Origin of the sequence: Klebsiella sp. 141198, assembly GCF_050600785.1 — a bacterium.
Classification (GTDB): domain Bacteria; phylum Pseudomonadota; class Gammaproteobacteria; order Enterobacterales; family Enterobacteriaceae; genus Klebsiella; species Klebsiella aerogenes.
Window position 1 is genome coordinate 52,697 of the sequence record NZ_JAQIRM010000005.1, and the last position, 25,032, is coordinate 77,728.

Here is a 25,032-nt window from a genome sequence, read left to right on the forward strand (position 1 = left end):
GGCCGGATAAGCGTAGCGCTATCCGGCATCAGGGTTAATGATGTGACGAGGTTTTCACGCCGCCTTCCGGTACCGGCACGTACGGAGTCTCTTTGTCGGTACGCACCTTATTGTTGCGGACATTGAGCCAGGTTTTGATGCCGTAAAAGATGATGCTGTACACCACCACCAGGAACAGGATGCTCAGGCCGGCGTTGGTGTAGTTGTTAACCACGATATGGTTCATGTTGGCGACCTGCTGCGCGGTCAGCTCGCCGCCGGCGGCAATCTTCTCTTTATACTGCTGAGCCATAAAGAAGAAGCCTTCCATCTGCGGGTTGGTGCTGAACAGTTTCAGACCCAGCGCCCAGGTTGTGCATAGCAGCAGCCACGCAGCCGGAATAACGGTGACCCAGATATATTTGGTGCGCTGCATTTTGATCAGCACCACCGTGCCGAGCACCAGCGCCACCGCGGCCAGCATCTGGTTAGAGATACCGAACAGCGGCCACAGGCTCTTCACCCCGCCTAGCGGGTCGACCACGCCCTGATACAGCAGGTAACCCCACAGGCCGACGCAGCCGGCGGTACCGATAATACCGGCGACCAGCGAGTCGGTTTTTTTCAGGAACGGCACGAAGTTACCCAACAGATCCTGCAGCATAAAGCGGCCTGCGCGGGTACCGGCATCCAGCGCGGTGAGGATAAACAGCGCTTCAAACAGAATACCGAAGTGGTACCAGAAGCCCATATCCGCCATCGGGATGATTTTGTGGAACACGTGAGCGATACCGACGGCCAGCGTCGGCGCGCCGCCGGCGCGGTTCAGTACGGAAGGTTCGCCGATATCTTTCGCCGTCTGCAGGATCTGCTCAGGTGAAATCACGAAGCCCCAGGAACTGACGGTCGCCGCCGCGTGGACGGTCACTTCTTTCAGCTGTGCGGCGATCATCGCCGCGTTTTCACCGCCCATTTCGTGCAGGTTCGGCATGACGATGCCAAGGCCCGCCGGCGGGGTATTCATCGCGAAGTAGAGACCCGGTTCGATAATTGATGCTGCGACCAGCGCCATGATGGCGACGAACGACTCCATCAGCATCGCGCCGTAGCCGATAAAGCGGGCGTCGGTTTCGTTGGCCAGCAGCTTCGGCGTGGTGCCGGAGGCGATCAGCGCGTGGAAGCCGGAGACCGCGCCGCAGGCGATGGTGATAAACAGGAACGGGAACAGCGCGCCTTTCCACAGCGGGCCGGTACCATCAATGTACTGGGTCACTGCCGGCATTTTCAGGTCCGGGTTGAGGATAACGATCCCCAGCGCCAGGCCAACGATCACGCCGATTTTCAGGAAGGTGGCCAGATAGTCACGCGGCGCCAGAATCAGCCATACCGGCAGCAGCGCGGAGATAAACGCGTAGCCAATCAGAGTAAAGGTGATGGTGGTGTCTTTAAAGGTCAGCGCCGGGCCCCAGTACGGGTCGTGGGCAATGATGCCGCCAAACCAGATAGATGCCACCAGCAGCACGATACCGATAACCGAAACTTCGCCGACGCGGCCAGGGCGCAGGAAGCGCATATAAATACCCATAAACAGGGCGATAGGCACCGTCGAGCAGACGGTAAAGACGCCCCATGGGCTCTCCGCCAGCGCTTTCACTACGATGAGCGCCAGCACCGCGAGAATGATGATCATAATCAGGAAGCAGCCGAACAGGGCGATAGACCCTGGTACCGGCCCCATCTCCTGTTTAATCATCTCGCCCAGCGAAGCGCCGTTACGCCGCGAGGAGATAAACAGCACCATGAAGTCCTGTACCGCGCCCGCCAGCACCACGCCGGCCAGCAGCCAGAGGGTGCCCGGCAGATAGCCCATCTGCGCGGCCAGTACCGGGCCAACCAGCGGACCAGCGCCGGCAATAGCGGCGAAGTGGTGGCCGAACAGCACGTAGCGGTTGGTCGGCACGTAGTTCAGGCCATCGTTATTAATGACCGCCGGCGTCGCGCGCGTTGGGTCAAGCTTCATCACCTTCTGCGCGATGTACAGGCTGTAATAACGGTAGGCGACGAGGTACACGGAAACCGACGCGACGACGATCCACAGCGCACTGACGTGCTCACCGCGGCGCAACGCGACGACTGAGAGGCAAAATGCCCCGATGATTCCAAGAATCACCCAGGGTATGTGCTTGAGTAGTTTTTTGGTATCCATAGTAAAACCTGGCGTTAATTAGATTAATAATTGGCCGAAGCCGTCTGGTTTTGTGTTTGGGTTGGTGGAGGTATTGATTAGCTAGGCTAGCGTCGATCTTGCCAGAACTGCGCGCGCGTAAAGTTGGGTAAATGAGTGAGTGGTTGTATGGGGGGTTAAGCGGTCGCTAGCTGGGGTAAGCGGTTGGCTATGAAGTGAACAGGAGATAAATATGTGATTGAGATCACAGGGGATTGTGGCCGAGAAGATGGTCATGAAAGATAAGGCTCCTCCCCGGGCGGAGAGGAGCAGGCGAGGCCATTACACCGCGACTTCCATTTCCATCATCACCGGGTGGAAACGGCGTTTAAAGTAAATCAGGCCGTGCCCTTGCGGGCTCAGGGTAATATTGCGGATCTCCACCAGATACACCAGGTGGGTACCAATGGTTTGCACCTGGCTAATCTCGCCTTCGAGACTGGCCAGCGAACCCTTCAGCACCGGCTGCCCGAGCGTGCCCTGCTGCCAGCCGCTGAGGGCAAACCGCTCTTCCATCGTCACTCCGGTCATCCCGGCGAAATGACGGGCCATGATTTCCTGTTCGTGGTTCAGCACGTTGATGCACAACTTGCCGTTGCCCTGAAAGACCGGGTTCATCGCGCTGTTGGCGTTGATACAAACCATCACCGATGGCGGCGTATCCGTCACCGAGCAAACCGCCGTGGCGGTAATGCCGCAGCGGCCGGCTTCACCTGCGGTGGTGACAACGTTAACCGCCGCCGACAGGCTGGCCATGGCATCGCGAAAACGCAGGCGTTGTTCATCTAATTGCATTATGACCTCCCGCTGTGAATTACTTCAGCAGCTTATCCAACATGTTGATATCAGCGTTATTGTGCAGATGCGGCACCGTCCAGCCGTTCTGGTCGTACTCGGACAGGCAGCGGTCGACCATCGCCATCATTTTGTCCATATTGCCGGAGCTCTGCGCCTGGCGCAGACACTGCAGGCGAATTTCATCCTGGCTACCGGAGTAGTTGATCTCATACAGTTCATGGCGGCCGCCGAATTCGCTGCCGATGGCGTCCCACATCAGTTTGAGGATCTTGATACGTTCAACGTGATCCATACCGTTGGAGCCGCGCACGTACTTCGCCAGATACTGGTCGATCTGCGGGTTGTTCAGATCGCGGGCGCTGGACGGCAGATAAATCAGGCCGCTGGTGACGTTACGCTCGATGATGTTCTTGATCTTGGCGTAGGCCATCGGCGCCATCACGCGATAGGTCTGCAGCGCGGCGTGATCCGGCAGCCATGCGCCGTTGACCCACGGCGTCGCTTCCGAGCACATGGAATCGCTTAACGCCCAGAACATGTTGCGCCACGCCACCACTTCTCCGAGGTCGGCCTGTACGCCGCGGAATTCGAGGGTGCCGGTACATTCCAGAGAACGCTTCAGCAGGGCAGTGATAAAGTCCAGTTTTACCGCCAGGCGCACGCAGGCCTGCAGCGGGTACATGCGGGCGAAACCCCCTTCCATCGTCCAGCGGCGGCAGCGGTCAAAGTCGCGATAAATCAGCACGTTCTCCCATGGGATCAGCACTTTATCCATTACCAGAATCGCGTCATTCTCGTCGAAACGGCTGGAAAGCGGATAGTCGTATGGCGATCCGGTCGCGCCGGCGACCATCTCGTAGGAGGCGCGGGAGATAAGCTTGACGCCTTCGGCATCCATCGGCGCGACGAACATCAGCGCGAAGTCCGGGTTCTCGCCCATCACCTGTGCGGAGCCGAAACCGATCATGTTGTAGTGGGTCAGCGCCGAGTTGGTGGCGACCACTTTCGCGCCGCTGACGATGATCCCGGCATCGGTCTCTTTTTCCAGCTTGATGTAGACATCCTTCACTTCATCAGCCGGCTTGTGGCGGTCGATCGGCGGGTTGACGATAGCGTGGTTAAAGTACAGGCCGGTTTCCTGAATGCGGGTGTACCAGTTGCGGGCGTTCTGCTCGAACTGGCCGTAAAACGCTGGGTTGGCGCCCAGCGCGCAGCCGAAGGCGGCTTTGTAGTCCGGGGTGCGGCCCATCCAGCCGTAGCTTAAGCGCGACCATTCGGCGATGGCGTCGCGCTGCTGGCGCAGGTCGTCGGCGCTTTTCGCCACGCGGAAGAATTTATGGGTGTAGCCGCCGCTACCGGTATCGGTGCCCCAGCACAGGGAATCCTGCATCTCCGGTTTGTGCAGCGCATCGTACAGCTGAGCGACAGAAGCCGCGGCATTACGGAAAGCCGGGTGCGTAGTGACATCCTTCACGCGCTCGCCGTAGATATAAATTTCGCGGCCATCCTGCAGGCTTTTTAAATACTCTTCGCCAGTTAACGGGCGCTTCGCGTCGGCGCGGAAATCTTCAGGTTTCATAGGGGCCTCTTCAGTATTTATCGGAATAATAATGTTAAATATATGTTTTGTTTTTGTTGTTTAATTGAAGCGGTTATTGCGCTTGTCGTGAAGGGACGTTTGCGACAACGGCGGGTACTTTTCAGGCGGGAGTAAATTTTGTGATCTCTGCAGCTTTTGGCGGGTGGCGCGGCGCTAACTGGCCCTATGGACCGTAGCCCCGGCAAGCGCAGCGCCACCGGGGAATTACGACACCGGTACTTTTTGCGCCCGGTAGCTGCTGGGTGAGCAGCCGACCTGGCGGCTAAAAAAGCGCGCAAAATAAGCGGGATCTTTAAACCCCAGCTGCCAGGCTATCTCATTGACCGCGCTATCGGAAAACAGCAGCAGCCGCTTAGCCTCGCGTAGCTGGCGGTCGAATATCAGCCGCTTCGGCGGGCGGTTGGCGAAGCGGCGGCAGATGTCGGTCAACCGCGATTCGGTCAGATGCAGTTCGTTGGCGTAATCCGGTACAGTCCAGTGCTGATGAAAGTGGCTGTCGATCATCTGGTTAAAGCGCTGGAATAATTTCAGCTCGCCGCGCATCCCGCTGGCGGCATGATCGTCGAGCCTGGCGTTGCGCAGCAGCAGGGTAAATACCGCCTGCGCCAGCAGCGCCAGGGTATGCTCGCGCCCCGGCAGCTGAGCGGTGGATTCACGGCGAATCAGCTGCCAGTAGTGCGCCAGCGCCGCCAGCTCGTCAGGTTTATCCGCCAGCGACAGGCAGATCCCCGGCAGGCCGAAGGTCTCCCGCGTGCCGGGATAAAGCACCTCCAGCAGCGGCCAGATGAGTTCTTCGTGCACCGTCAACACGTGACCATCGCTATCGGACTCGGTAATAAAGGCGTGCGGCACCGAAGGCGGCGTTATCACAAACAGCGGCGCCTGCACCGAATAGCGGTGGTCATCAAGCTGTAGCTCAATCTGTCCGGTATCAAGAAAGTGCATCTGAAAATAACGGTCGTGGCGATGCGCCTGCATGTCGCGGCCAAAAAAGGCCGCCATGCGGGCAAACGACTGATAGTGCACCTCTTCGGTGCCCAGACTCTCGTCGTAATCTTTATTGATGTCGATGTTGGCGATTGAATGCTGGCACATACCCGCTCCTTAGTGGCCTTTTTGCGCCGCTAAGCCCGGCTCGGCGGCAGCGTCCTCACGCTGGCTCATCGGAATGCGGGTGAGCACCAGCGCGCCGACAATCAGCAGCCCGGCGACAAACCACAGCCCGGAGCTAAAGCTGCCGGTGGTATCGCGCAAAATGCCGATCAACAGCGGGCTGACGGCAGAGCCGACGTTGCCGATGGCGTTGATCACCGCCAGCGCTACCGCGCGCGACTGCAGGCTGATCACCCGATCCGGGGTGGTCCAGAAAATGGCCATCGCGGTAAAGGAGCCCACCGAAGCCATAATAATGCCGATCAGCTGGATCAGACTGTGGTGCGTTGCCGAAGCCAGCAGCCAACCCGCCGCGGCGAACAGGTAGGGCAGGATGGTATGCATCTTGCGCTCTTTTCGGCGGTCGGATCGGCGGCTCCACCAGATCATGCCGAAAATGGTGCAGAACTGCGGGATCGCCGCCAGCAGGCCAATCATGATGTTGCTACTGCCGGTGTTGAAGCTCTGCAGGATCTGCGGCGTCCAGATATTAATGGCGCTGAGGGTATTGGTCAGGCAGAAGTAGGCGAGGGTATACATCAGCACCGCTGGCGTCAGTACTTCGCGCAGCGTGGAACGCGGCGAAGCCGGGACGATCGCCGCATGTTCCCGCTCGCGATCGATCATCGCCTTCAGCGCCTGTTTCTCTTCATTATCCAGCCAGTTGGCTTTATCCGGCGTGTCGTTGAGGAAGAACCAGGTGACGACGCCGAGCACCACCGACGGCAGGCCTTCCAGCAGAAACAGCCACTGCCAGCCCTTCAGGTTCCACAGGCCGTCGAGCGCCAGAATATAGCCGGAAAGTATCGAGCCGAGCATCATGGTCACCGGCATGGCGATCATAAACAGGGCGTTGGCGCGGGCGCGATGGTAGGCCGGGAACCACCAGGTCAGATAGACGAGGATCCCCGGCAGAAAACCGGCCTCGGCGATGCCGACCAGCATGCGCAGGATGTATAGCGTATGCGGGCTGGTGGCGAACATGGTACAGGTCGAGGCGATCCCCCAGACCACCATGATCCCGGCGATCCAACGGCGCGCGCCAACTTTCGCCAGCATGATATTGCTGGGGATCCCGCACAGCACGTAGGTGACGTAGAACAGCGTCGCCGCCAGACCGAACATGGTGGAGGTCAGGCCGAGATCTTTACCCATCGTCAGGCCGGCGAAGCCGATATTAATTCGATCCAAAAATGAGAAAACAAAGAGAACAAACAGGAAGGTAATCAGGCGGCGGAACAGCTTTTTGATCACCCGGTTTTCTACTTCAATAGCTTTATTATCATTGTGTTGCAGGGTAGAGGTAGTCATGTTGCGCTCCACATTATCCGTTCAATAGACGGATTTATTGTTATCGGTTGTGGTGGTTGCGGTGTGGGTAAAACGGGCCGCCAGCGCTTCTGCGCCGCGGGCCAGCAGGGTGGTATCGACGCCGACGGCGACGAACAGCGCGCCCAGTTCAAGATAGCGTTTCGCCAGCTGTTCATTGGCCATCAGGATCCCCGGCGCCTTACCGGCCTGACGGATTTGCTGGATGGCATCTTCAATGGCGGCCTGCACTTCCGGGTGTTGTGGGTTGCCGCCGTAGCCCATATCAGCGCTCAGATCCGCCGGGCCGATAAACACGCCATCCACCCCTTCGACATCGAGGATCTGCGGCAGATTTTTCAGCGCTTCGCGGGTCTCAATCTGCACCAGTACGCACATGGCGTCATTGGCCCGGTGGATATAATCCGGGACGCGATTCCAGCGCGAGGCGCGGGCCAGCGCGCTGCCGACACCGCGGATGCCGGCAGGCGGGTAGCGGGTGGCTTTTACCGCCAGCCGCGCCTCGTCGGCATTCTGCACCATCGGCACCAGCAGGGTTTGCGCGCCGACATCCAGCAGCTGTTTGATTTGTACCGGATCGTTCCACGACGGACGCACCACCGGCTGGCTGGGGTAGGGCGCAATGGCCTGAAGCTGGGTCAGCACCGTTTGTACATTGTTGGGCGCGTGTTCGCCGTCGATTAGCAGCCAGTCGAAGCCCGCGCCGGCCAGCAGTTCGGCGCTGTAGCTGCTGCACAGCCCAAGCCACAGGCCGATTTGCGGACGCCCGGCCTTGAGCGCCTCTTTAAATGCGTTGTTCATGTTGCTCTCCTCAAACAAAGCGGCAGCTGATGGCGCCCATGTTGCCGTAGTCGACGTGGAAGGTATCGCCCTTGCGCGCCGGGACCGGGCGGGTGAAGGAGCCGCCGAGGATGATTTGCCCGGCCTCGAGCTGGACATCGTACGGCGCCAGTTTGTTGGCCAGCCAGGCCACGCCGTTGGCCGGATGATTGAGCACGCCCGCGGCGACGCCGGTCTCTTCAATCACGCCGTTGCGATACAGCAGGGCGGAGATCCAGCGCAGGTCGAGCTCGTCTGGTTTAATCGGCCGGCCGCCGAGGATCACCCCGGCGTTGGCGGCGTTGTCGGAGATAGTGTCGAACACTTTGCGCGGGCGCTGGGTTTCCGGGTCGATGTTGTGGCAACGCGCGTCGATAAGTTCCAGCGCCGGGATGACGTAGTCGGTGGCGTTGTAAACATCAAACAGCGTGCAGTTCGGGCCGCGCAGCGGTTTGGCCAGCACGAAGGCTAGCTCGACTTCAATACGCGGCACGATAAAGCGGTCGGTGGGAATATCGCTGCCGTCGTGAAAGAACATATCGTCGAGCAGCGCGCCGTAGTCCGGTTCGCTGATCTGCGAACTGGCCTGCATCGCTTTAGAGGTCAGGCCAATCTTATGACCTTTGAGCACGCGGCCTTCGGCGATCTTCATCTCGACCCACTCGCGCTGGACGGCGTAGGCGTCCTCAATGGTGATTGACGGATAATCCAGCGAGATCGCGCGGATCTGTTCACGCTGTTTTTCGGCCTGGTTCAGCCGCTGGGCAATCAGGGTACGGGTCTGTTTATCGAGCATAGAGATTCCTGTGGCATTACCGGAAATGTGCACAATCGAGTAGCCCGGGCGAGGCGTTTACGCCGACCCCGGGGTGGCCCGGAGCAAACCCCGGCGTCGCGTTGCTCGGCCGGGCTACCTGCTTGAGCCTCGATGTATTATTTAAATAACGCGTGCACGTTGTTTTGTTTGTAGTTCAGCGTCGGGTCGAGCTCTTCCATGGCGAACGACAGTGCCAGATAGCGGCTCTCCATCAGCGCGGCAAAGTGGGCTTTGATCAGCGCGAACAGCATTTCGCCCACCTCCTGACGGCTCTCAAGGCTGCGCCCGGCGCCGATCTTCAGGGTCATATGCACGAAGGCGTAATCATGCTTGCCGTCGGCCATCTGCCAGGTATCGAGCCAGTGGGCGCGGCTACGAATACCGCCAATCGGAAAGATGCCGGTGGCGGCCAGCGCCTCGTTGACTTTGGCGAACAGGCCCGGTAAATCGGCCTGTTCGCGGATATTGTCGCTACACTCGGCGATAAAATGCGGCATACGGCCTCCTTACGCCTGCGCCGGCAGCGGGAACACGGCGTTCACCTGGCCGGTACCGGAACTGGCGAATAGCTCGGTGATAAACTCCACCTTGCCGTCGTATTTATCCCAACCCAGAAGGCCGAGCAGCATCACCGTGTCGTGCATGTTGCCTTCGCCGTAGCAGTAGTCGGCGTACTCCGGCAGCATGGTGCAGAACTCTTTGAATTTGCCCTCGCGCCACAGCTTCACCACGCGCTCATCCATCTGATGATCAAACTCGCGGGTATAGCTGTTCATCCCCTCTTCGGCGCGCTGGTCGTCGATAAAGCGATGCGACAGCGAACCGCTGGCCAGCACCGCTACGGTGCCGTCATATTTGTCGATGGCCTTGAGGATGGCCTCGCCCAGCTTGCGGCTGTCGGCAAAATCGTGAACGGTACAGAAGGCGGAAATGGACACCACTTTGAAATGCTTATCGCTATTCATGTAGCGCATCGGCACCAGGGTGCCGTACTCCAGCTTCAGGCTCGGAATATTGTGCGCTTTGGCGCGTACGCCAAGCTTGACGGCCTCGTCGGCAATCAGGTGGCCCAGCTCCGGGTTGCCGTCGTAGTCGTAGGTCATGTCGCGAATAAAATGAGGCAGTTCGTTACTGGTGTAGACGCCCTGAAAATGGTCGGCACAGTTGATGTGGTAGGCGCTGTTGACCAGCCAGTGGGTATCGAACACGATGATGGTATCGACGCCCATTTCACGGCAGCGCTTGCCAATTTCTTTATGCCCGTCGATCGCGCCCTGACGGCAGCCGTGGTTTTTCCCCGGCAGCTCAGATAGATACATCGACGGCACGTGAGTGATTTTTGCTGCTAACGCTAACTTACCCATATCAGACTCCCCATTTCGGGATCGGATGGTCGCCCATCGAGATGCAGACGTTCTTCATTTCGGCGAACACTTCAAAGCTGTACTCGCCACCTTCGCGGCCGGTGCCGGAGGCCTTCACGCCGCCGAACGGCTGACGCAGGTCGCGCACGTTCTGGGTGTTGACGAACACCATTCCGGCTTCAATACCGCGCGCCAGGCGCAGCACTTTGCTGACGTCCTGGGTCCAGATGTACGACGCCAGACCGTATTCCACATCGTTGGCCAGACGCAGCCCTTCCGCTTCGTCTTTGAACGGCAGCAGGCAGGCGACCGGGCCAAAAATCTCTTCCTGGGCGACGCGCATGCGGTTGTCGACATCCGCCAGTACCGTCGGGCGCAGGAAGTTGCCGGATTTCAGATGCGCCGGCAGGTCGGACGGTTTATCCGCGCCGCCGGCCAGCAGGGTGGCGCCCTCTTCGATGCCGAGGCGAATGTAGCCGGACACTTTTTCCCAGTGCTGCTTGCTAATCAGCGCGCCGACCTGGGTATTCGGATCGGTCGGATCGCCTACGCGCAGGCGGTTGGCGCGCTCGGCGAAACGCTTAACGAACTCCGGATAAATACTCTGCTGAATGAAAATGCGCGAACCGGCGGTGCAGCGTTCGCCGTTGATCGAGAAGATAGTGAACAGCGCGGCGTCGAGCGCGCGCTCAATATCGGCGTCTTCAAAAATCAGCACCGGCGATTTTCCGCCGAGCTCCATGGAGTACTTTTTCAGGCCGGCGTTCTTCATGATGTTGCGCCCGGTAGCGGTGCCGCCGGTGAAGGAGACGGCGCGCACATCATGATGGCGTACCAGCGCGTCGCCAGCGGTGGCGCCATAGCCCTGCACCACGTTGAGCACGCCTGCCGGGATCCCGGCCTCCAGCGCCAGCTCGCCCAGACGATCGGCGGTCAGCGGCGACAGTTCGGACATTTTCAGCACCGCGGTATTCCCCAGCGCCAGGCACGGCGCCACCTTCCAGGTGGCGGTCATAAACGGCACATTCCACGGCGACACCAGTGCGCAGACGCCAACCGGCTGCACGAGGGTGTAGTTAAGCATCTTGTCGTCGACCGGATAGGTCTTGCCGTTCATCTGCTGGCACACTTCGGCGAAAAATTCGAAGTTATGCGACGCCCGCGGGATCAGCACGTTTTTGGTCTGGTGGATCGGCAGGCCGGTATCGGCGGTTTCCATCGCCGCGATCTCCGGGACGTTCTGATCGATCAGATCCCCCAGGCGGCGCATCAGGCGCGCGCGCTCTTTCATCGGCAGGTTAGCCCACTTCGGGAAGGCCTCTTTCGCCGCCGCTACCGCCTGGTTGATTTCGGCTTCACCGCCGGAGGCGACTTCAGCCAGTACCTCGCCGGTGGCCGGGTTGGTGGTATGAAAATAGTCTGCGCCGGCAACGTTTTTACCGTTGATCCAATGGTTAATCTTTTTCATGACAGTGTCTCCTCATACGCTTGCTGGCTGATGATATGGTTGACCAGGCGGCCCACGCCCTCGACTTCAACGATCACCTCGTCGCCCGGCACCACATCGGATAGCCCTTTCGGCGTGCCGGTGGCGATCATGTCGCCCGGTTGCAGGGTCATAAATTCGCTTAAATAAGCGATGAGAAACGGGATGCTGAAGATCAGATCGGCGGTGGTGCCCTGCTGGCGCAGTTCGCCGTTGACCCAGGTGCGCAGGGCCAGATTATGCGGGTCCGGGATCGCCTCTTTGGCGACGATCCACGGGCCGATCGGCGTCAGGGTATCGCGGCTTTTCACCCGCAGGTTCGGGCGGTAGTAGTTTTCCAGATAGTCGCGGATCGCGTAGTCGTTGCACACGGTATAGCCAGCGACATAATCCATAGCCTCGGCTTCGCTGACGCGGCGCGCGGTTTTCCCGATCACCACCACCAGTTCGGCTTCGTAGTGCATGTATTCGACGTTATCCGGGCGTACCGACTGCTGCTGGTGGCCAATAAAGGTGTTCGGCGCTTTGATGAACACCAAAGGTTCGGTTGGCGGTTTAAACTCCAGCTCGCTGGCGTGATCGGCGTAATTCAGCCCCAGCGCGAACAGCGTGCCGTCGGCGGGCGGCAGCCAGCGGAATTCACCTTCTTTCAATACCGTGCCATCGGGCAGGCGCACCTGGTCGCGTTCATCGACCAGCACGTCGCGTACCTGTCCTTGCCATTCAATGCGTGCCTGTTTCATGCCAGCTCTCCTTCTGCGACAACCGGGTTTTCGAGCGCCGGGAAACCGTCGGCGAGAATACGTACGCGGTCGCCGGGGCGCAGCGTAACGCGAGAGTGGGGCGTGCCGATAAGGATCGCGTCGCCGGGATTGAGGGTGGCGAACTCGCTCAAGGCGCTAAGCAGCTGTGCGGCGTTACGCTGCAGATCGCCGGTATGCCAGCTATCCGCCTCGCGGCCGTTGATTTCGGTGATGATGGTCAGGTTATCGACGTTGCGCACCGCCGACAGCGCGCCGATGGGGCAGAAGCCATCGCGGCATTTGGCTTTTATCGCCGGGCGATAAAAACTCTCTTCCGGAAGGCTAACGTCGTTAGCCAGCGCGTAGCCGGCGATATAGTTCGCCGCCTCTTCCGTCGCCACTTTACGTGCGGTTTTGCCGACAATCAGCGCCACCGTCGCGCCGCTTTGTACGGTCTCGCCCTGCGGATGGGGAATGGCTTCGCCATCGCCAATCACAGTATTACGGGGTTTGATGAACCAGACCGCGGTTTTCGGCGGCGTCTTGTAGGGGGCCTGTTGAAACGCTTCGCGCCAGGCGTCGAGCTGGCTGCGATGATTGAGCGCAACGGCGAAGATGGTACCTTTCATTCACCACTCCTCTGGTACTGATTTTGGATTCGAAGGGATTTCATTAATATGTTAATGATCATCTTTTATTCTTTGCGCGCCGGTTTGGCAAATAGAAGTGAATGTTTTGTGATCGGATTAACACAATATTTACATGTTTTTTATTTATATTTTATATATCAATTACATATATTTATTTTTGATAGCGACTGGTACTTTTCAGGTGCAGAAACCGGTTGTACATGGCAGGATTAGGGCTAATTATTAAATTGTTAATAAGTTTTGGTTAGCGTTGTTGAGGGGATACCATGCATGATTCATTAACCATTGCGCTGCTGCAGGCGCGAGAAGCGGCGATGGGCCATTTCCGGCCGATCGTTAAACGCCACAATCTGACCGAACAGCAGTGGCGTATTGTGCGTATCCTTGCGGAAAACCCATCGATGGATTTTCACGACCTGGCCTGGCGCGCCTGCATTTTGCGCCCCAGCCTGACCGGGATTCTGACGCGCATGGAGCGCGACGGTTTAGTGCTGCGCTTAAAACCGGTCAACGATCAGCGCAAGCTCTACCTGTCGCTGACGCCCGCAGGGCTGGCGCTGTATGAGAGCGCCCAGGCGCAGGTGGAAGAGGCCTACCGGCAGATAGAAGCGCAGTTTACGGCGGAGAAGATGCGCCAGTTGACCACGCTGCTGGAGGAGTTTATTGCGCTTGGCGTCCCTGCCGCGCGCGGTGATGAAGAAGAGTAGCGGTTAAGGCTCGGCGCTCGGCCGGGCGAGGGCAATAAGCGTTTCCGCGCGGGCGGGGGCCAGCGGTTCTCTTGGCTGCGGTAGCGGCCAGCCGTACAACCAGCGGGCGCTGGCGGCGCAGGTGCGCCCCTGACAGGCGCCCATTCCGCAGCGCAGGCTAAGTTTGGCCTGCGGCCAGCCTCCGGCGGCGTCAACGTCGCCGCAGCGTACATCTTCGCATCGGCACAGCAGGCTTTCCGGCGTCGCGGCGTTTTTCAAGGACTCCCTCAGCCGGAAGGTACGGTTGATTGCTTCGGCGAAGCGCTGCCAGCGGGCGCGACGGGCAAAAATCGCCTGCGCTTGATGGCTGGCCCCGGCGGTGGCAAAACCGGCGATTTCGCCCTCCAACAGCGCCAGCTCGCTGCCGCCGAAACCGGTGCACTCGCCGGCGGCGTAGATATCCGCGATGCTGGTCTGCTGCCAGCGGTTAACCTGTATCGCCTCCTGCGCCGTGGCGCAGCCGAACAGCAGCGCCGTCTCGATATTGGGTATCAGCCCGTAGCCGATAGCCAGCCGATCGCAGGCGATAGTCCGCTCGACGCCGCGCTGGCGTAACGTAATCGCTTCCAGCCGCGTTGTGCCGTGAGCGCGGATCGCCTGCGCGTTGCTGAGATAGCCTTTCGGGGCCAGCGTCGCTAACTGGCGCAGCTTCTGCGGCCAGCGCCACAGCCCGCTGGCGAAGCGCAGCAGCGCCGGGAGCGGCGCTTGCTCAATGATATTCGTCACTTCGCCTCCGGCCTTGTTCACCGTATCCGCCACCGCCAGCAGTAGCGGACCGCTGCCGGCAATCACCACTTTTTCTCCCTTCAGTGACAGGCCCTGTTTGATTTGCGCCTGCAGGCCGCCCGCGCCGGTTACGCCGGGTAAGGTCCAGCCGGGAAAGGGCAGCGACAGCTCGCGCGCGCCGCAGCAGAGGATCAGTTTCTGCCAGTGAACCACGCCGCCGCCGTCGGCGGTTTCAAACAGCACGCTGTGCGCGGAGGGGCGGGCAATCAGCCGCGCGCCGTTCACCACCAGGATGGCGGCAGATGCGGCGATGGCGTGGCGGTAGCGCCGGGCCAGGTCGGGTAGCGTCGCCTGCGGACCGGCACGCCAGATTTGCCCGCCAGGGGCGGGGTTATCGTCGAGGATGATGACCTGTTTATCGCAGGCGGCGGCGGAGAGCGCGGCCGCCATCCCTGCGGGGCCGGCGCCGAGGATTAAAATGTCACAGCGCAGCGTTTGCATAGCGGCTCCTTTCTATTTGCATACCGGCCCGGCACAAGGTCTGGCAGGCCAGCACCCGTAGGCCATCGACGGCGATCCGGCACTCCTGGCAGACGCCCATACCGCAAAATGGCGCGCGGAGCTCGCCGTTAACCGCCTGGCGGGTGGTAGGATCGCCAGTCAACGCCAGCGCCGCCGCCACGCTGATCCCTTCCGGCACCGTCAGAGGCTGGCCATCGACGGTGATGTTGAGAGTGGCATTCATGCAATCGCCTCCTGTTGAGATAAACGAGCCGGGAGCCAGGCGTCGGGAGCCAATGGGCTGCGTTCATCGAGGATCTGCGCCGCCAGCAGTTCTGCCGTGGCTGGGGCGGTGGTGACGCCCAGCCCTTCATGGCCCAGCGCTAACCATACGCCACGGCGGGTGGGGTGTGGGCCGATCAGCGGATTACCATCCTGCGAGGCGGCGCGCAGGCCGCTCCAGCAGCGGATGATATTCAATGTCGCCAGCGCCGGTACGAAATGGCGGGCGCGATCGAGCATCTGCGCCAGCAGGGGCAGATCCAACTCGCGCTCGCGATTATCAAACTGACGCGAAGAGCCAATCAGCAGCTGGCCGGTCGGTCGCGGCTGAAGATTAAACGCCACCGAGGTGCCGCCGCCGTGGGCGCTGGCGCCGTAACCCAGCTCAACCAGCTGGTGATGCACCCGCGGCCCGTAGCGATCGGTAATCGCCAGTTGGCCTTTTTTCGGTCTCAGCCAGTTTTCCGCTAACAGCACATTGGCTTCAAGGCCGCAGGCCACCACGACCGCCCGCGCCTGTAGCCGTTGGCCGCTGGCGAGCAGCACCTGTGGCTCTTCAATCGTCTGTGCGCTATCGCGCAGGCAGGTGAGATGGTCTCCGGCATCGGCTATCAGCCAGCGGGCGACGTTCGGCGCGTAGACGATACCATCGCCTGGCACCCATAGCCCGCCGGCCAGCCCGCCGCGAAGCAGCGGCTCGCGCCCGGCGATCTGCTGCGGGGTCTGGAGTTCGCTGTGGACCTGATAGCCAGCCAGCCGCCGCTGTTTGTCGTCAGCAACGGCCATCTCTTCTTCGCTTTCCGCCAGCCACAGCGTGCCGCAACCGCGCCAGGCGCAATTGTCGGGCATCCGCGGCGTGATAGCGCGCCAGCGTTCCAGCGACCACGCCGACAAGGTAAGCTCGGCGGGGTCGTCATCCATGCACACCAGATGGCCCATACCGGCCGCCGTGGCGCCGGGCTGACCGTTATCGATGAGCGTCACGCTCTGCCCCCGCTTCGCCAGCTGCCACGCGCAGGCGGCGCCGATGATCCCGGCGCCGATCACGATGACATCACACTGCTTCACGGCGCGATCCCCCAGCAGAAGGGATCGTCAGGGTTGAGGATCAATTGGTTATCGCCGCACACCCAGGCTTCGCCGCGGATCGTTGGGATGATGCCTTCAGCGGTACGCTGGTAGCTGGCGGTAAACTGGCTGCCGATGATGCTGGCCTGCCGCCAGATTTCCCCCGGCTGCAGCTTGCCATCCTGCGCCAGACAGGCCAGCTTGGCGCTGGTGCCGGTACCGCATGGCGAGCGATCCCAGGCCTTTCCCGGACAGAGCACGAAGCTGCGGCTGTCGGCGGTATCGTCATCGGCGAAGAGTTCAATATGGTCGATAACGCCGCCGTCGTCGCCGCGGATCCCCGCCGTCTCCAATCCCTCGCGCACCGCCCAGGCGTAGTCGGTGAGCTGTGGAATATGTTCGGGGGTAATGGCGAATGGATGGTCGTTAATCAGGAAAAACCAGTTACCGCCCCAGGCAATATCGCCGATGACGGGACCCAGCACGGTCTCAACGCGGATCTGTTTTTTCCAGCGGCGGGCCGGGACGTTTTGCACCGATACGCTGCCATCGTCGTGCAACGTGGCGCTTACGTCGCCGACCGGCGTTTCAATCAGATGTACGCCGGGTTGGAGACGTCCAAGCCAGGCCAACGAGGCGATAAGCCCGATGGTGCCGTGGCCGCACATATTCAGAAAACCGGCGTTGTTGAAGAAAATCACGCCAGCGGCGGCCGCTGCCGAGACCGGTTTGCACAGCAGCGCGCCGACCAGTACGTCATTGCCGCGCGGTTCGAGAATGGCCGCCTGACGCCAATGGTCGAAGTCGCGGGCGAAGCGGTCGCGGCGCTCCGCCATGCTGCCGTCGCCGAGGTCGGGGAAGCCGTCAACGATCAGGCGGGTCGGTTCGCCGCCGGTATGTGAATCGATAGCTCTCAGCGTAATAGGGGGGCGTGGCGCGGTCATCAGACTCTCCGGAAGTTAACAACATGTTTCATCATGCTGGCGCAACCTTTCCCCGCCTGCTTGAGCGCTTTCGTCAGAGAAAATGACGAAATCTGCATAGTAATGAGAGCGGTATATTTCTATTTCACATAGTTATTTCTTATTAATCATTTGCTTAATGCTGTGGTAAACCGAAAGTGACCATTGCGCCAGTGGCTAAATCAGGGGAAGGCGTAAAGCGGATCCAGGATCGCAAATCCAGCGCTTGCTGCTTGTGGTGTTAACGGAAAGTGAATAAATATCCTTCGGTCACTTACCATGAGGAGGCCTTATGATCGGTGTTTCTGATGCGGCGCCGCCGCGCGCGGTTAACCAACCTGAGCTGGCCGTCGATGAGCTAAGCCAGATCTGCGAAGGGCTGGCGCGCCAGCGGCCGGAAAATATGCCGGCGCTGCTGAATGCGCTGGCGCTGATTGCGCCCCTGCTCAATGCTATTCCTAATGTGGTATTTTTTATCAAAGATAGCCAAGCGCGTTATCTGCTGGCGAACCTGACGCTGGCCCGCCGCTGTGGTTTCAAAAGCGTCTCCTCGCTGCTGGGCAAAACCTCCGCCGATGTCTTTCCTTCCGCGCTGGGCCAGGGTTACACCGAGCAGGATCTTCGGGTGTTGCGGGAAGGCGTGACCCTGCGCGATCAGCTGGAAATGCATCTCTACAATGGCCGCGAGCGCGGCTGGTGCCTGACGCAGAAATTGGCGCTACGCGATATCAGCGGCCAGGTGATCGGCATGGCCGGGATCTCGCACGATCTGCAGGAGGCCCACGCCCGCCACCCGGCGTGGCAGCGGCTGGCGATCGTCGACGATCATATTCGCCGCCACTATCACCGGCCGATCGCCATGGAAGAGTTAACCGCCTTAAGCGGAATGTCGATTGCGCAGATCGAACGCTACTGCAAGCGGATCTTTCATCTCACCCCGCGGCAGATGATCCACAAAGTGCGGCTGGAAAAAGCCACCGAACTGCTGGCCGGCGATACGCCGATTACCGATATCGCCTTGCAGTGCGGGTATACCGATCACAGCGCATTCAGCCGCCAGTTCAAGGCCATGACCGGCTCGACGCCGCGTGATTTTCGCCTCACGCTGCTCGGATAAACGCTGGCTCACACTTTTGCCGACTGTGCTAATTTCGTCATCGTATTGAGGGAAAACCGACAAGCCGCCGGTTCCGCGACACGTCAATCTGTCAGTGAATATTCACCATTCATTCACTTTGACTTAACAAAACGACGACAAGGAACCGAGCATGAGCAAAAAAGCGATTCACTGGAGCGGCGTATTCCCGGCGGTCAGCACGCAGTTTCGTAGCGATTACTCCCTCGATTTAGACGCTACTCACGCGGTGATGAAAAACCTGGTTAAAGACGGCGTTTCCGGGCTGGTGGTGTGCGGCAGCGTAGGTGAAAACACCTCGCTGAGCACCGATGAAAAACTGCAGATTATCGAGGTGGCGAAGGATGCCGCCGGCGGCAAAATTCCGGTCATCGCCGGGGTGGCCGAGTTCACCACCGCCTTTGCCCAGAAAATGGCGAAAGAGGCGGAGCGCGTCGGCGTTGACGGGATCATGGTGATGCCGGCGCTGGTCTACTCCTCAAAACCGCATGAAACCGCGGCCCACTTCCGCAGCGTGGCGAGCGCTACCGACCTGCCGATTATGGTCTACAACAACCCGCCGATTTACAAAAACGACGTGACGCCGGACATTCTCGCCACCCTGACCGACTGCGACAATATCGTCTGCTTTAAAGACTCCTCCGGCGATACCCGCCGCTTTATCGACCTGCGTAACACCGTTGGCGACCGCTTTGTGCTGTTTGCCGGGCTGGATGATGTGGTGGTGGAAAGCATCGCCGTCGGCGCGGAAGGCTGGATCTCCGGGATGTCCAACGCCTTCCCGCGTGAAGGGGAAACGCTGTTCCGCCTGGCGCGCCAGCAGCGTTACGAAGAGGCGATGGCGCTGTACCGCTGGTTCATGCCGCTGCTGCATCTCGATGCGCGTCCGGATCTGGTGCAGTGCATCAAGCTGTGTGAAGAGTTACTGGGTCGCGGTAGCGCCATCACCCGTCCGCCGCGTCTGGCGCTGGAAGGCGAAACGCGCCAGCAGGTGGTGGCGATTGTTGAACAGGCGCTGGCGACTCGTCCGACGCTGCCGGATGTCGGCCTCTGAGCTCAGGAGTCAATATGAATGCATCTCAGACCACGGCGGGACGGCAGTTTATTGCCGGACACCGTATTGCCAGCGGTGAGGCGACGCTATTGAGCCTGCGGGCGGTGGACGGCGAAGCCACCGGCCACCGCTTTTATCCGGCTTCACGCGAGGAAGCCGCTCAGGCCGCAGAAGCCGCGCAGCAGGCCTTTGCCGTCTATTCACAAACCACGCCGCAGCAGCGGGCGCGCTTTCTCAACGCCATTGCTGATGAACTGGATGCGCTGGGCGAGGCGTTTTTTGCTATCGCCGGGCAGGAGACCGCGCTGCCGCTGGCGCGGCTGCAGGGAGAACGGGCGCGCACCAGCGGCCAGCTGCGGATGTTTGCTGGCGTGATCCAGCGCGGCGATAACTTCGCCGCCCGTATTGATACCGCCTTAGCCGATCGCCAGCCGCTGCCGCGCCCGGATCTGCGCCAGTATCAGCAGGCGTTAGGACCGGTGGCGGTGTTCGGCGCCAGCAACTTTCCGTTGGCCTTTTCCACCGCCGGCGGCGATACCGCTTCGGCGCTGGCGGCTGGCTGCCCTGTGGTGGTGAAGGCCCATCCGGGCCATATGGCCACCGCCGAGCTGACTGCTGAAGCGATCGTCCGGGCGGTAGTGCGGTGCGGTTTACCCGGCGGCGTATTCAATATGATTTTCGGGACCGATATCGGCGCCGAATTAGTCCGCCATCCGGCGATTCAGGCCGTTGGCTTTACCGGTTCTCTGGCCGGTGGTAAGGCGCTGTATCAGCTGGCGCAGCAGCGCCCGCAGCCAATCCCGCTGTTTGCTGAAATGTCGGCGATTAACCCATTGATTATTCTGCCACAGGCGCTGCAGACGCGGGCCGAGGCGCTGGCGAACGAGCTGGTGGCGTCATTCACCCTCGGCGGCGGCCAGTTCTGTACCCGTCCGGGGCTGATTCTGGCGCTGCGCGGCGCCGGGCTGGAACGCTTTAAGTCGGCGCTGTGCGAGGCGGTAGCGGGCTCTTCGCCGCAGGTGTTGCTCAATGCGCCGACCCTTCAGCACTACCGCCAGGGCGTTGCGGCGCTTGCGGCGCACCCGCGTATCGAGAAGCTGGCGAGCGGCATCGCCGCCGGCGCCGGGCAGGCGCAAACCCTGCTGTGGCAGGCTCAGGTCGAGGATCTGCTGGCGAAGGATACGCTGCTGCAGACCGAAGTTTTCGGCCCGCTATCGCTACTGGTGGAAGTGGACGACGTGGCCCAACTGCAGGCGGTGGTGAAAGCGCTGCAGGGGCAGCTCACCGCGACGCTGCATGCTGAGGCGGATGATGGCCCGCTGGCGGCGAGCCTGCTACCGCTGCTTTGCGAAAAGGCCGGACGGGTGCTGTTTAACGGTTATCCCACCGGCGTGGAAGTGTGCGATGCGATGGTCCACGGCGGCCCGTGGCCGGCGACCACCGACGCCCGCGGGACTTCGGTCGGCAGCCGGGCGATTGAGCGCTTTCTGCGCCCGGTCTGTCTGCAGAACGCGCCAGCCGCCCTGTTACCGCCGGCGCTGCAGGATGCGAACCCTTTGAACCTGCTGCGCCTGGTCAACGGCCAGTGGACCCGGGAAGCGATTTCCTCCTCTCATTGACGCAAGGGCATCACCATGACCATTCACTCTACGCATAACAGTCAAACCCGCGTTGCAGAGTCGGGTAAGTTTAAAAAACAGTTGACCCTAACCGATCTCACCTTTATCGGCCTGGGGGCGATTTTCGGCTCCGGATGGTTATTCGCCGCCAGCCACGTCGCATCCATCGCCGGTCCGGCCGGGATCGCGTCGTGGGTGATCGGCGGCTTTGCGGTATTGCTACTGGGGATTGTGTACTGCGAGCTGGGGGCGGCGCTGCCGCGCGCCGGCGGCATTATTCGCTACCCGGTCTTTTCCCATGGTGAGCTGATGGGCTATCTGCTGGGATTCATCACCCTGATCGCGTTCTCCAGCCTGATTTCGATTGAAATTGTCGCCGCCCGGCAATATGCCGCGGCCTGGTTTCCGGCGTTGACCCAGCCGGGCTCCAGTTCGCCGACGCTGCTGGGGTGGGTGGTGCAGTTCCTGCTGCTCTGTTTCTTCTTTGCGCTGAACTACTACAGCGTCAAGACCTTCGCCCGATCGAACAACTTCATCAGCGTGCTCAAGTTTCTGGTGCCGCTGCTGGTGGTGGTGACGCTGTTCACCTTCTTTAAACCGGAGAATCTGCACGCTCAGGGTATTGCGCCATTTGGCATGTCCGGGGTGGAAGCGGCGATCAGCGCGGGCGGAATTATCTTCGCTTATCTGGGATTGACGCCGATTATCTCGGTAGCCAGCGAAGTACAAAAGCCGCAGCGGACTATCCCTATTGCGTTGATTTTATCAGTGGTGCTGTCGACGATTATCTACGTGCTGCTGCAGCTGGCGTTCCTTGGCAGTATCCCCACCGAGATGCTGAACGGCGGTTGGGCCGAGGTGAGCAAACAGTTCTCGCTACCGTATCGCGATATCGCTATTACCCTCGGCATGGGCTGGCTGGCCTTTATGGTGATAAGCGATGCGATCATCTCCCCGAGCGGCACCGGCAATATCTATATGAACGCGACGCCGCGGGTGATCTACGGCTGGGCGAAGGCGGGTACCTTCTTTAAAGCCTTTACCCATATTGATAAAGCGTCCGGTATTCCGCGCCCGGCGCTATGGCTGACTTTTGGACTGTCGATTTTCTGGACGCTGCCGTTCCCCTCCTGGGAACAGCTCATTAGCGTGGTGTCGGCTGCCCTGGTGCTGAGCTACGCCATCGCCCCGGTGACTGCCGCCGGGCTGCGCCGCAACGCGCCGGATCTACCGCGGCCGTTCCGCGTGCGCGCCTTCGGCATCATCGGCCCGATATCGTTTATGATCTCGGCGCTGATAGTCTACTGGTCCGGCTGGAATACGCTCTCGTGGTTACTGGGGCTGCAAATCGTGATGTTTGTCGTCTACGTGATGTGCAAAGGTAAGGTGCCGGAACATACCGTGAGCCTGGCGCAGCAGGTTAAGTCTTCGCTGTGGCTGATCGTTTTTTATGCGTTGATTATCCTCTTTTCCTGGCTGGGCAGCTTCGGCGGGCTTAATGTTATCGGTCACCCCTGGGATACGGTGCTGGTGGCGGCGATGTCGTTGGGGATTTACTACTGGGGCGCGCGCAGCTGCCTGCCGCAGGCTAACTTTAGCGGAGACGAAGAAGAGTAAAGGAGAACAGTATGGAGTCGGTAACTCTATCGTTACCTGAAGCTTATGACCTGGCGCTGGAGGTACTCAGCGCCAATGGATTTAGCGCCGACCACGCGGCGGCCATTGCACGTAATGTGGCCGCCGGGGAGCGCGACGGCTGCGCTTCCCACGGCCTGTGGCGGCTGTTGGGCATTGTCGATACCTTGCGTAAAGGTAAGGTATCGCCTGATGCCGAGCCGCAAATCCACGATCAGGCGCCGGCGATTGCGCGGGCGGACGCCGGCGGCGCTTTTTCGCTGCTGGCCTACGAGCGCGCGCTGCCGTTACTGCTGGAGAAGGCGCGGCACAACGGCATTGCGGCGTTGGCGATTAATCGCTGCGTCCATTTTTCCGCGCTGTTTGCCGATATTGAGCCGTTGACCGAGGCAGGGCTGGTGGGGCTGGCCTGTACGCCAAGCCACGCCTGGGTAGCCCCGGCGGGCGGCACGCGTCCGCTGTTCGGCACCAACCCTATCGCTTTTGGCTGGCCGCGGCGGGATAAGCCGCCGTTTATTGTTGATATGGCGACCAGCGCCGCGGCGCGCGGCGAGATCCAACTGCATCAGCGCGCCGGTAAAGCGCTACCGCAAGGGTGGGGAATCGACAGTCAGGGACAGCCAACGACCGATGCCGCGGAGGTGCTGAACGGCGCGATGTTAACTTTCGGCGGCCATAAGGGCTCGGCGCTGGCGGCAATGGTCGAGCTGCTGGCTGGGCCGCTTATCGGCGATATGACCAGCGCCGAATCGCTGGCGTGGGATAACGGCGCGGGCGGTCTCCCCTACGGCGGTGAGCTTATCCTGGCGCTGGATCCGCAGCGCTTTCTCGGCGCGCAGGCACCAGAGCAGCTGGCGCGCGCCGAAACGTTGTTCAATGCGATGCAGGATCAGGGGGCGCGGCTGCCGGGCGAGCGGCGTTTCGCCTGCCGCCAGCAGAGTGAGCGGCAGGGGGTCGCCATCAGCCGTTCATTGCATGATGAGATTTGCGCCTTGCGCCAGGGCGGGTAAGGCGCGAAGACCCGGGACATTCCCCGGCTTGCGCTACGCTTAGCCGGGCTACCGAACGTCGCGGGTTGTGTAGCTCGGGTAAGGCGCGAAGCGCCGCTACCCGGGATGCCTGTCAAAATAGCGTGTCGAGCTCGTCCAGCACGTTGTAGTCGTCATCGACCAGCAGCAACGTCTTCCACTTATCAAAGGTCAGACACGGGTGCGAGGTGCCGAACAGCAGAATATCGCCGACCTGCACATCGCTGCCAGGCGCCAGGCGCAGCATGCAGTGTTGATCCATGATGCCGATACTGACGATCGACTCCGCGCGCAGCGCTAACTGCTGGCCGTTACGATAATGGGCGATCGGCTGCGGCAGCCCGGCGTCGAAAGCGCAGTCGCGCTTGCCGAAATTCACCACCGCGCGATCCGCCTCCGGTACCGATTGCACCATCGCCATCAGCTCCAGCGCTGAAGTGAGATCGCCGGCGAGATCGCAGGCAATTGGATCGCGGGCGATCAGCTCTTGTTGTGCGAGATCGTAGATCCCGCGATCGTGGGTGATATAACAGCCAGGGCGGATGACGATACGGCAGCGGCGCGGTTTTGCCGCCGCCAGCCAGATGTTGCACACCACGTCATACCAGACGGTGCCCGCGCCGGTGAGAATAAATTCGCCGTCAACCAGCGGCTCCATGCGGCAGGCAAGCGCCGCGGCCTGCTGTAATAGCGCTTCCACCTGCGGCTGCGGATCGTCGCCGTGCAGCACCCCTTCATACAATTCCAGCCCGCGTAGCCGTAACCCCGGCAGATCGCTTACCCGCTGCGCCAGCGCCAGCGCGTCATCGACGCTACGACAGCCGCAGCGCCCGCCCGGCACGCCAAGTTCAATCAGCACATCCAGCGTTTGTCCTTGGGCGGCGAAAAACGCGGAAAGGGCGCGCACGTTGGCCTCGCTATCGACGCAGCAGATAAAATCCACTGCCCGATAGTGGGCTTTTAGCTGCGCGACCACCTGCATATTGGCCTTGCCGACCAGCTGATTGACCATCAGGACGCGTTGGATGCCGCTGGCCATCGCCGCGCTGGCCTGCCAGGCGCTGCCCACGCCGATCCCCCACGCTCCCGCTCGCTGCTGCGCCTGAAATATCCATGGCGTCATTGTCGTTTTACCATGCGGCGCCAGCGACACGCCGCGGGCGTCGGCATAGCGCTGCATCCATGAAATATTGTTTTCCAGCGCCGGCTTTTTTAACAGCGCGGCGGGCAGACAGACCTCTTCCGCCAGCAGATTAGCCGGTGCGGACATGAGGGCGGATTTGTGCGGGATGAGCGGTGCTGAATGGTATTTCAT

At 60.7% G+C, this 25,032-nt stretch carries 23 protein-coding genes; 6 read left to right on the plus strand and 17 right to left on the minus strand.

Annotated features, from left to right (window positions below; genetic code table 11):
• Positions 1-34 precede the first annotated feature (34 nt).
• From PGR10_RS18005 to PGR10_RS18060, 12 genes are all read right to left on the minus strand, one after another.
• Positions 35-2,185, minus strand: a complete 2,151-nt coding sequence (locus PGR10_RS18005) for a carbon starvation CstA family protein (protein ID WP_045395482.1) — start codon at positions 2,183-2,185, stop codon at positions 35-37.
• Between the two features lie 300 nt (positions 2,186-2,485).
• A complete protein-coding gene (locus PGR10_RS18010) occupies positions 2,486-2,998 on the minus strand; it encodes a 4-hydroxyphenylacetate 3-monooxygenase reductase subunit (RefSeq protein WP_202181166.1) in 513 nt (170 codons plus the stop codon).
• A gap of 19 nt (positions 2,999-3,017) precedes the next feature.
• Positions 3,018-4,580, minus strand: coding sequence for a 4-hydroxyphenylacetate 3-monooxygenase, oxygenase component (gene hpaB / locus PGR10_RS18015; protein ID WP_002887473.1), 1,563 nt, complete (start codon positions 4,578-4,580; stop codon positions 3,018-3,020).
• A 225-nt stretch (positions 4,581-4,805) separates the two neighbouring features.
• The gene (gene hpaA / locus PGR10_RS18020) at positions 4,806-5,696 is read right to left on the minus strand and encodes a 4-hydroxyphenylacetate catabolism regulatory protein HpaA (protein WP_004182836.1); all 891 of its coding nucleotides are present in this window, start codon (positions 5,694-5,696) and stop codon (positions 4,806-4,808) included.
• Positions 5,697-5,705: 9 nt separating this feature from the next.
• Positions 5,706-7,064 carry a 4-hydroxyphenylacetate permease gene (hpaX, locus tag PGR10_RS18025; protein ID WP_430923886.1) on the minus strand — a complete coding sequence of 453 codons (1,359 nt, stop codon included), beginning with the start codon at positions 7,062-7,064 and terminating at the stop codon, positions 5,706-5,708.
• A gap of 21 nt (positions 7,065-7,085) precedes the next feature.
• Positions 7,086-7,883 carry a 4-hydroxy-2-oxoheptanedioate aldolase gene (gene hpaI / locus PGR10_RS18030; RefSeq protein WP_430923887.1) on the minus strand — a complete coding sequence of 266 codons (798 nt, stop codon included), beginning with the start codon at positions 7,881-7,883 and terminating at the stop codon, positions 7,086-7,088.
• 10 nt (positions 7,884-7,893) lie between these two features.
• Entirely contained in the window at positions 7,894-8,697 is an 804-nt protein-coding gene (gene hpaH / locus PGR10_RS18035; RefSeq protein ID WP_002887487.1) for a 2-oxo-hept-4-ene-1,7-dioate hydratase, read from the minus strand.
• A gap of 137 nt (positions 8,698-8,834) precedes the next feature.
• Entirely contained in the window at positions 8,835-9,215 is a 381-nt protein-coding gene (locus PGR10_RS18040; RefSeq protein ID WP_015368431.1) for a 5-carboxymethyl-2-hydroxymuconate Delta-isomerase, read from the minus strand.
• Between the two features lie 9 nt (positions 9,216-9,224).
• Complete coding sequence (gene hpaD / locus PGR10_RS18045; RefSeq protein WP_009485358.1) at positions 9,225-10,082, minus strand: 3,4-dihydroxyphenylacetate 2,3-dioxygenase; 858 nt, start codon at positions 10,080-10,082, stop codon at positions 9,225-9,227.
• Between the two features lies 1 nt (position 10,083).
• Positions 10,084-11,550 (minus strand): 5-carboxymethyl-2-hydroxymuconate semialdehyde dehydrogenase, encoded by a 1,467-nt coding sequence (hpaE, locus tag PGR10_RS18050; protein WP_009485357.1) that lies wholly within the window; start codon positions 11,548-11,550, stop codon positions 10,084-10,086.
• The gene (locus PGR10_RS18055; RefSeq protein WP_009485356.1) at positions 11,547-12,311 is read right to left on the minus strand and encodes a fumarylacetoacetate hydrolase family protein; all 765 of its coding nucleotides are present in this window, start codon (positions 12,309-12,311) and stop codon (positions 11,547-11,549) included. Before PGR10_RS18055 ends, hpaE begins: the two co-directional genes overlap by 4 nt.
• Positions 12,308-12,940, minus strand: a complete 633-nt coding sequence (locus tag PGR10_RS18060; protein ID WP_213317812.1) for a fumarylacetoacetate hydrolase family protein — start codon at positions 12,938-12,940, stop codon at positions 12,308-12,310. The genes PGR10_RS18055 and PGR10_RS18060 overlap by 4 nt, the downstream gene beginning before the upstream one ends.
• A 287-nt stretch (positions 12,941-13,227) precedes the next feature.
• Here PGR10_RS18060 and hpaR point away from each other — a divergent pair, with 287 nt between their 5' ends.
• On the plus strand, positions 13,228-13,668 hold the full coding sequence (gene hpaR, locus PGR10_RS18065; RefSeq protein ID WP_045395485.1) for a homoprotocatechuate degradation operon regulator HpaR: 441 nt from the start codon (positions 13,228-13,230) through the stop codon (positions 13,666-13,668).
• A 3-nt stretch (positions 13,669-13,671) separates the two neighbouring features.
• Here the strand turns inward: hpaR and PGR10_RS18070 are convergent, their stop codons facing one another.
• The 4 genes from PGR10_RS18070 to PGR10_RS18085 are packed head-to-tail and all read right to left on the minus strand — an operon-like array spanning position 13,672 to position 17,228.
• Positions 13,672-14,934 (minus strand): FAD-dependent oxidoreductase, encoded by a 1,263-nt coding sequence (locus tag PGR10_RS18070; protein WP_430923888.1) that lies wholly within the window; start codon positions 14,932-14,934, stop codon positions 13,672-13,674.
• The gene (locus tag PGR10_RS18075; protein ID WP_213317814.1) at positions 14,915-15,178 is read right to left on the minus strand and encodes a (2Fe-2S)-binding protein; all 264 of its coding nucleotides are present in this window, start codon (positions 15,176-15,178) and stop codon (positions 14,915-14,917) included. The genes PGR10_RS18070 and PGR10_RS18075 overlap by 20 nt, the downstream gene beginning before the upstream one ends.
• A complete protein-coding gene (locus tag PGR10_RS18080; protein ID WP_430923889.1) occupies positions 15,175-16,284 on the minus strand; it encodes an NAD(P)/FAD-dependent oxidoreductase in 1,110 nt (369 codons plus the stop codon). Before PGR10_RS18080 ends, PGR10_RS18075 begins: the two co-directional genes overlap by 4 nt.
• Positions 16,281-17,228, minus strand: coding sequence for a 4-hydroxyproline epimerase (locus PGR10_RS18085; RefSeq protein WP_430923890.1), 948 nt, complete (start codon positions 17,226-17,228; stop codon positions 16,281-16,283). The genes PGR10_RS18080 and PGR10_RS18085 overlap by 4 nt, the downstream gene beginning before the upstream one ends.
• Positions 17,229-17,538: 310 nt before the next feature.
• On the opposite strand from PGR10_RS18085, the gene PGR10_RS18090 reads away from it, so the two are divergent.
• The 5 genes from PGR10_RS18090 to PGR10_RS18110 all read left to right on the plus strand — a co-directional run bounded on the left by PGR10_RS18090 (position 17,539) and on the right by PGR10_RS18110 (position 23,699).
• Positions 17,539-18,363 (plus strand): AraC family transcriptional regulator, encoded by an 825-nt coding sequence (locus PGR10_RS18090; RefSeq protein WP_087858240.1) that lies wholly within the window; start codon positions 17,539-17,541, stop codon positions 18,361-18,363.
• 151 nt (positions 18,364-18,514) lie between these two features.
• Positions 18,515-19,435 carry a dihydrodipicolinate synthase family protein gene (locus tag PGR10_RS18095; RefSeq protein WP_008807565.1) on the plus strand — a complete coding sequence of 307 codons (921 nt, stop codon included), beginning with the start codon at positions 18,515-18,517 and terminating at the stop codon, positions 19,433-19,435.
• Positions 19,436-19,449: 14 nt separating this feature from the next.
• Positions 19,450-21,054 (plus strand): aldehyde dehydrogenase (NADP(+)), encoded by a 1,605-nt coding sequence (locus tag PGR10_RS18100; RefSeq protein WP_430923892.1) that lies wholly within the window; start codon positions 19,450-19,452, stop codon positions 21,052-21,054.
• A 15-nt stretch (positions 21,055-21,069) separates the two neighbouring features.
• Positions 21,070-22,671: an APC family permease gene (locus PGR10_RS18105; protein WP_430923894.1), complete on the plus strand. Its 1,602-nt coding sequence runs from the start codon at positions 21,070-21,072 to the stop codon at positions 22,669-22,671.
• An 11-nt stretch (positions 22,672-22,682) separates the two neighbouring features.
• Positions 22,683-23,699: an Ldh family oxidoreductase gene (locus PGR10_RS18110; RefSeq protein ID WP_411325762.1), complete on the plus strand. Its 1,017-nt coding sequence runs from the start codon at positions 22,683-22,685 to the stop codon at positions 23,697-23,699.
• A 112-nt stretch (positions 23,700-23,811) separates the two neighbouring features.
• Here the strand turns inward: PGR10_RS18110 and PGR10_RS18115 are convergent, their stop codons facing one another.
• Positions 23,812-25,032: an amino acid deaminase gene (locus tag PGR10_RS18115; protein ID WP_430923895.1), complete on the minus strand. Its 1,221-nt coding sequence runs from the start codon at positions 25,030-25,032 to the stop codon at positions 23,812-23,814.

Bases quoted from the DNA above. Each gene is read 5' to 3' on its own strand.
- PGR10_RS18005 (WP_045395482.1), bottom strand. From the start codon at position 2,185: ATGGATACCAAAAAACTACTCAAGCACATACCCTGGGTGATTCTTGGA.
- PGR10_RS18010 (WP_202181166.1), bottom strand. From the start codon at position 2,998: ATGCAATTAGATGAACAACGCCTGCGTTTTCGCGATGCCATGGCCAGC.
- hpaB (WP_002887473.1), bottom strand. From the start codon at position 4,580: ATGAAACCTGAAGATTTCCGCGCCGACGCGAAGCGCCCGTTAACTGGC.
- hpaA (WP_004182836.1), bottom strand. From the start codon at position 5,696: ATGTGCCAGCATTCAATCGCCAACATCGACATCAATAAAGATTACGAC.
- hpaX (WP_430923886.1), bottom strand. From the start codon at position 7,064: ATGACTACCTCTACCCTGCAACACAATGATAATAAAGCTATTGAAGTA.
- hpaI (WP_430923887.1), bottom strand. From the start codon at position 7,883: ATGAACAACGCATTTAAAGAGGCGCTCAAGGCCGGGCGTCCGCAAATC.
- hpaH (WP_002887487.1), bottom strand. From the start codon at position 8,697: ATGCTCGATAAACAGACCCGTACCCTGATTGCCCAGCGGCTGAACCAG.
- PGR10_RS18040 (WP_015368431.1), bottom strand. From the start codon at position 9,215: ATGCCGCATTTTATCGCCGAGTGTAGCGACAATATCCGCGAACAGGCC.
- hpaD (WP_009485358.1), bottom strand. From the start codon at position 10,082: ATGGGTAAGTTAGCGTTAGCAGCAAAAATCACTCACGTGCCGTCGATG.
- hpaE (WP_009485357.1), bottom strand. From the start codon at position 11,550: ATGAAAAAGATTAACCATTGGATCAACGGTAAAAACGTTGCCGGCGCA.
- PGR10_RS18055 (WP_009485356.1), bottom strand. From the start codon at position 12,311: ATGAAACAGGCACGCATTGAATGGCAAGGACAGGTACGCGACGTGCTG.
- PGR10_RS18060 (WP_213317812.1), bottom strand. From the start codon at position 12,940: ATGAAAGGTACCATCTTCGCCGTTGCGCTCAATCATCGCAGCCAGCTC.
- hpaR (WP_045395485.1), top strand. From the start codon at position 13,228: ATGCATGATTCATTAACCATTGCGCTGCTGCAGGCGCGAGAAGCGGCG.
- PGR10_RS18070 (WP_430923888.1), bottom strand. From the start codon at position 14,934: ATGCAAACGCTGCGCTGTGACATTTTAATCCTCGGCGCCGGCCCCGCA.
- PGR10_RS18075 (WP_213317814.1), bottom strand. From the start codon at position 15,178: ATGAATGCCACTCTCAACATCACCGTCGATGGCCAGCCTCTGACGGTG.
- PGR10_RS18085 (WP_430923890.1), bottom strand. From the start codon at position 17,228: ATGACCGCGCCACGCCCCCCTATTACGCTGAGAGCTATCGATTCACAT.
- PGR10_RS18090 (WP_087858240.1), top strand. From the start codon at position 17,539: ATGATCGGTGTTTCTGATGCGGCGCCGCCGCGCGCGGTTAACCAACCT.
- PGR10_RS18095 (WP_008807565.1), top strand. From the start codon at position 18,515: ATGAGCAAAAAAGCGATTCACTGGAGCGGCGTATTCCCGGCGGTCAGC.
- PGR10_RS18100 (WP_430923892.1), top strand. From the start codon at position 19,450: ATGAATGCATCTCAGACCACGGCGGGACGGCAGTTTATTGCCGGACAC.
- PGR10_RS18105 (WP_430923894.1), top strand. From the start codon at position 21,070: ATGACCATTCACTCTACGCATAACAGTCAAACCCGCGTTGCAGAGTCG.
- PGR10_RS18110 (WP_411325762.1), top strand. From the start codon at position 22,683: ATGGAGTCGGTAACTCTATCGTTACCTGAAGCTTATGACCTGGCGCTG.
- PGR10_RS18115 (WP_430923895.1), bottom strand. From the start codon at position 25,032: ATGAAATACCATTCAGCACCGCTCATCCCGCACAAATCCGCCCTCATG.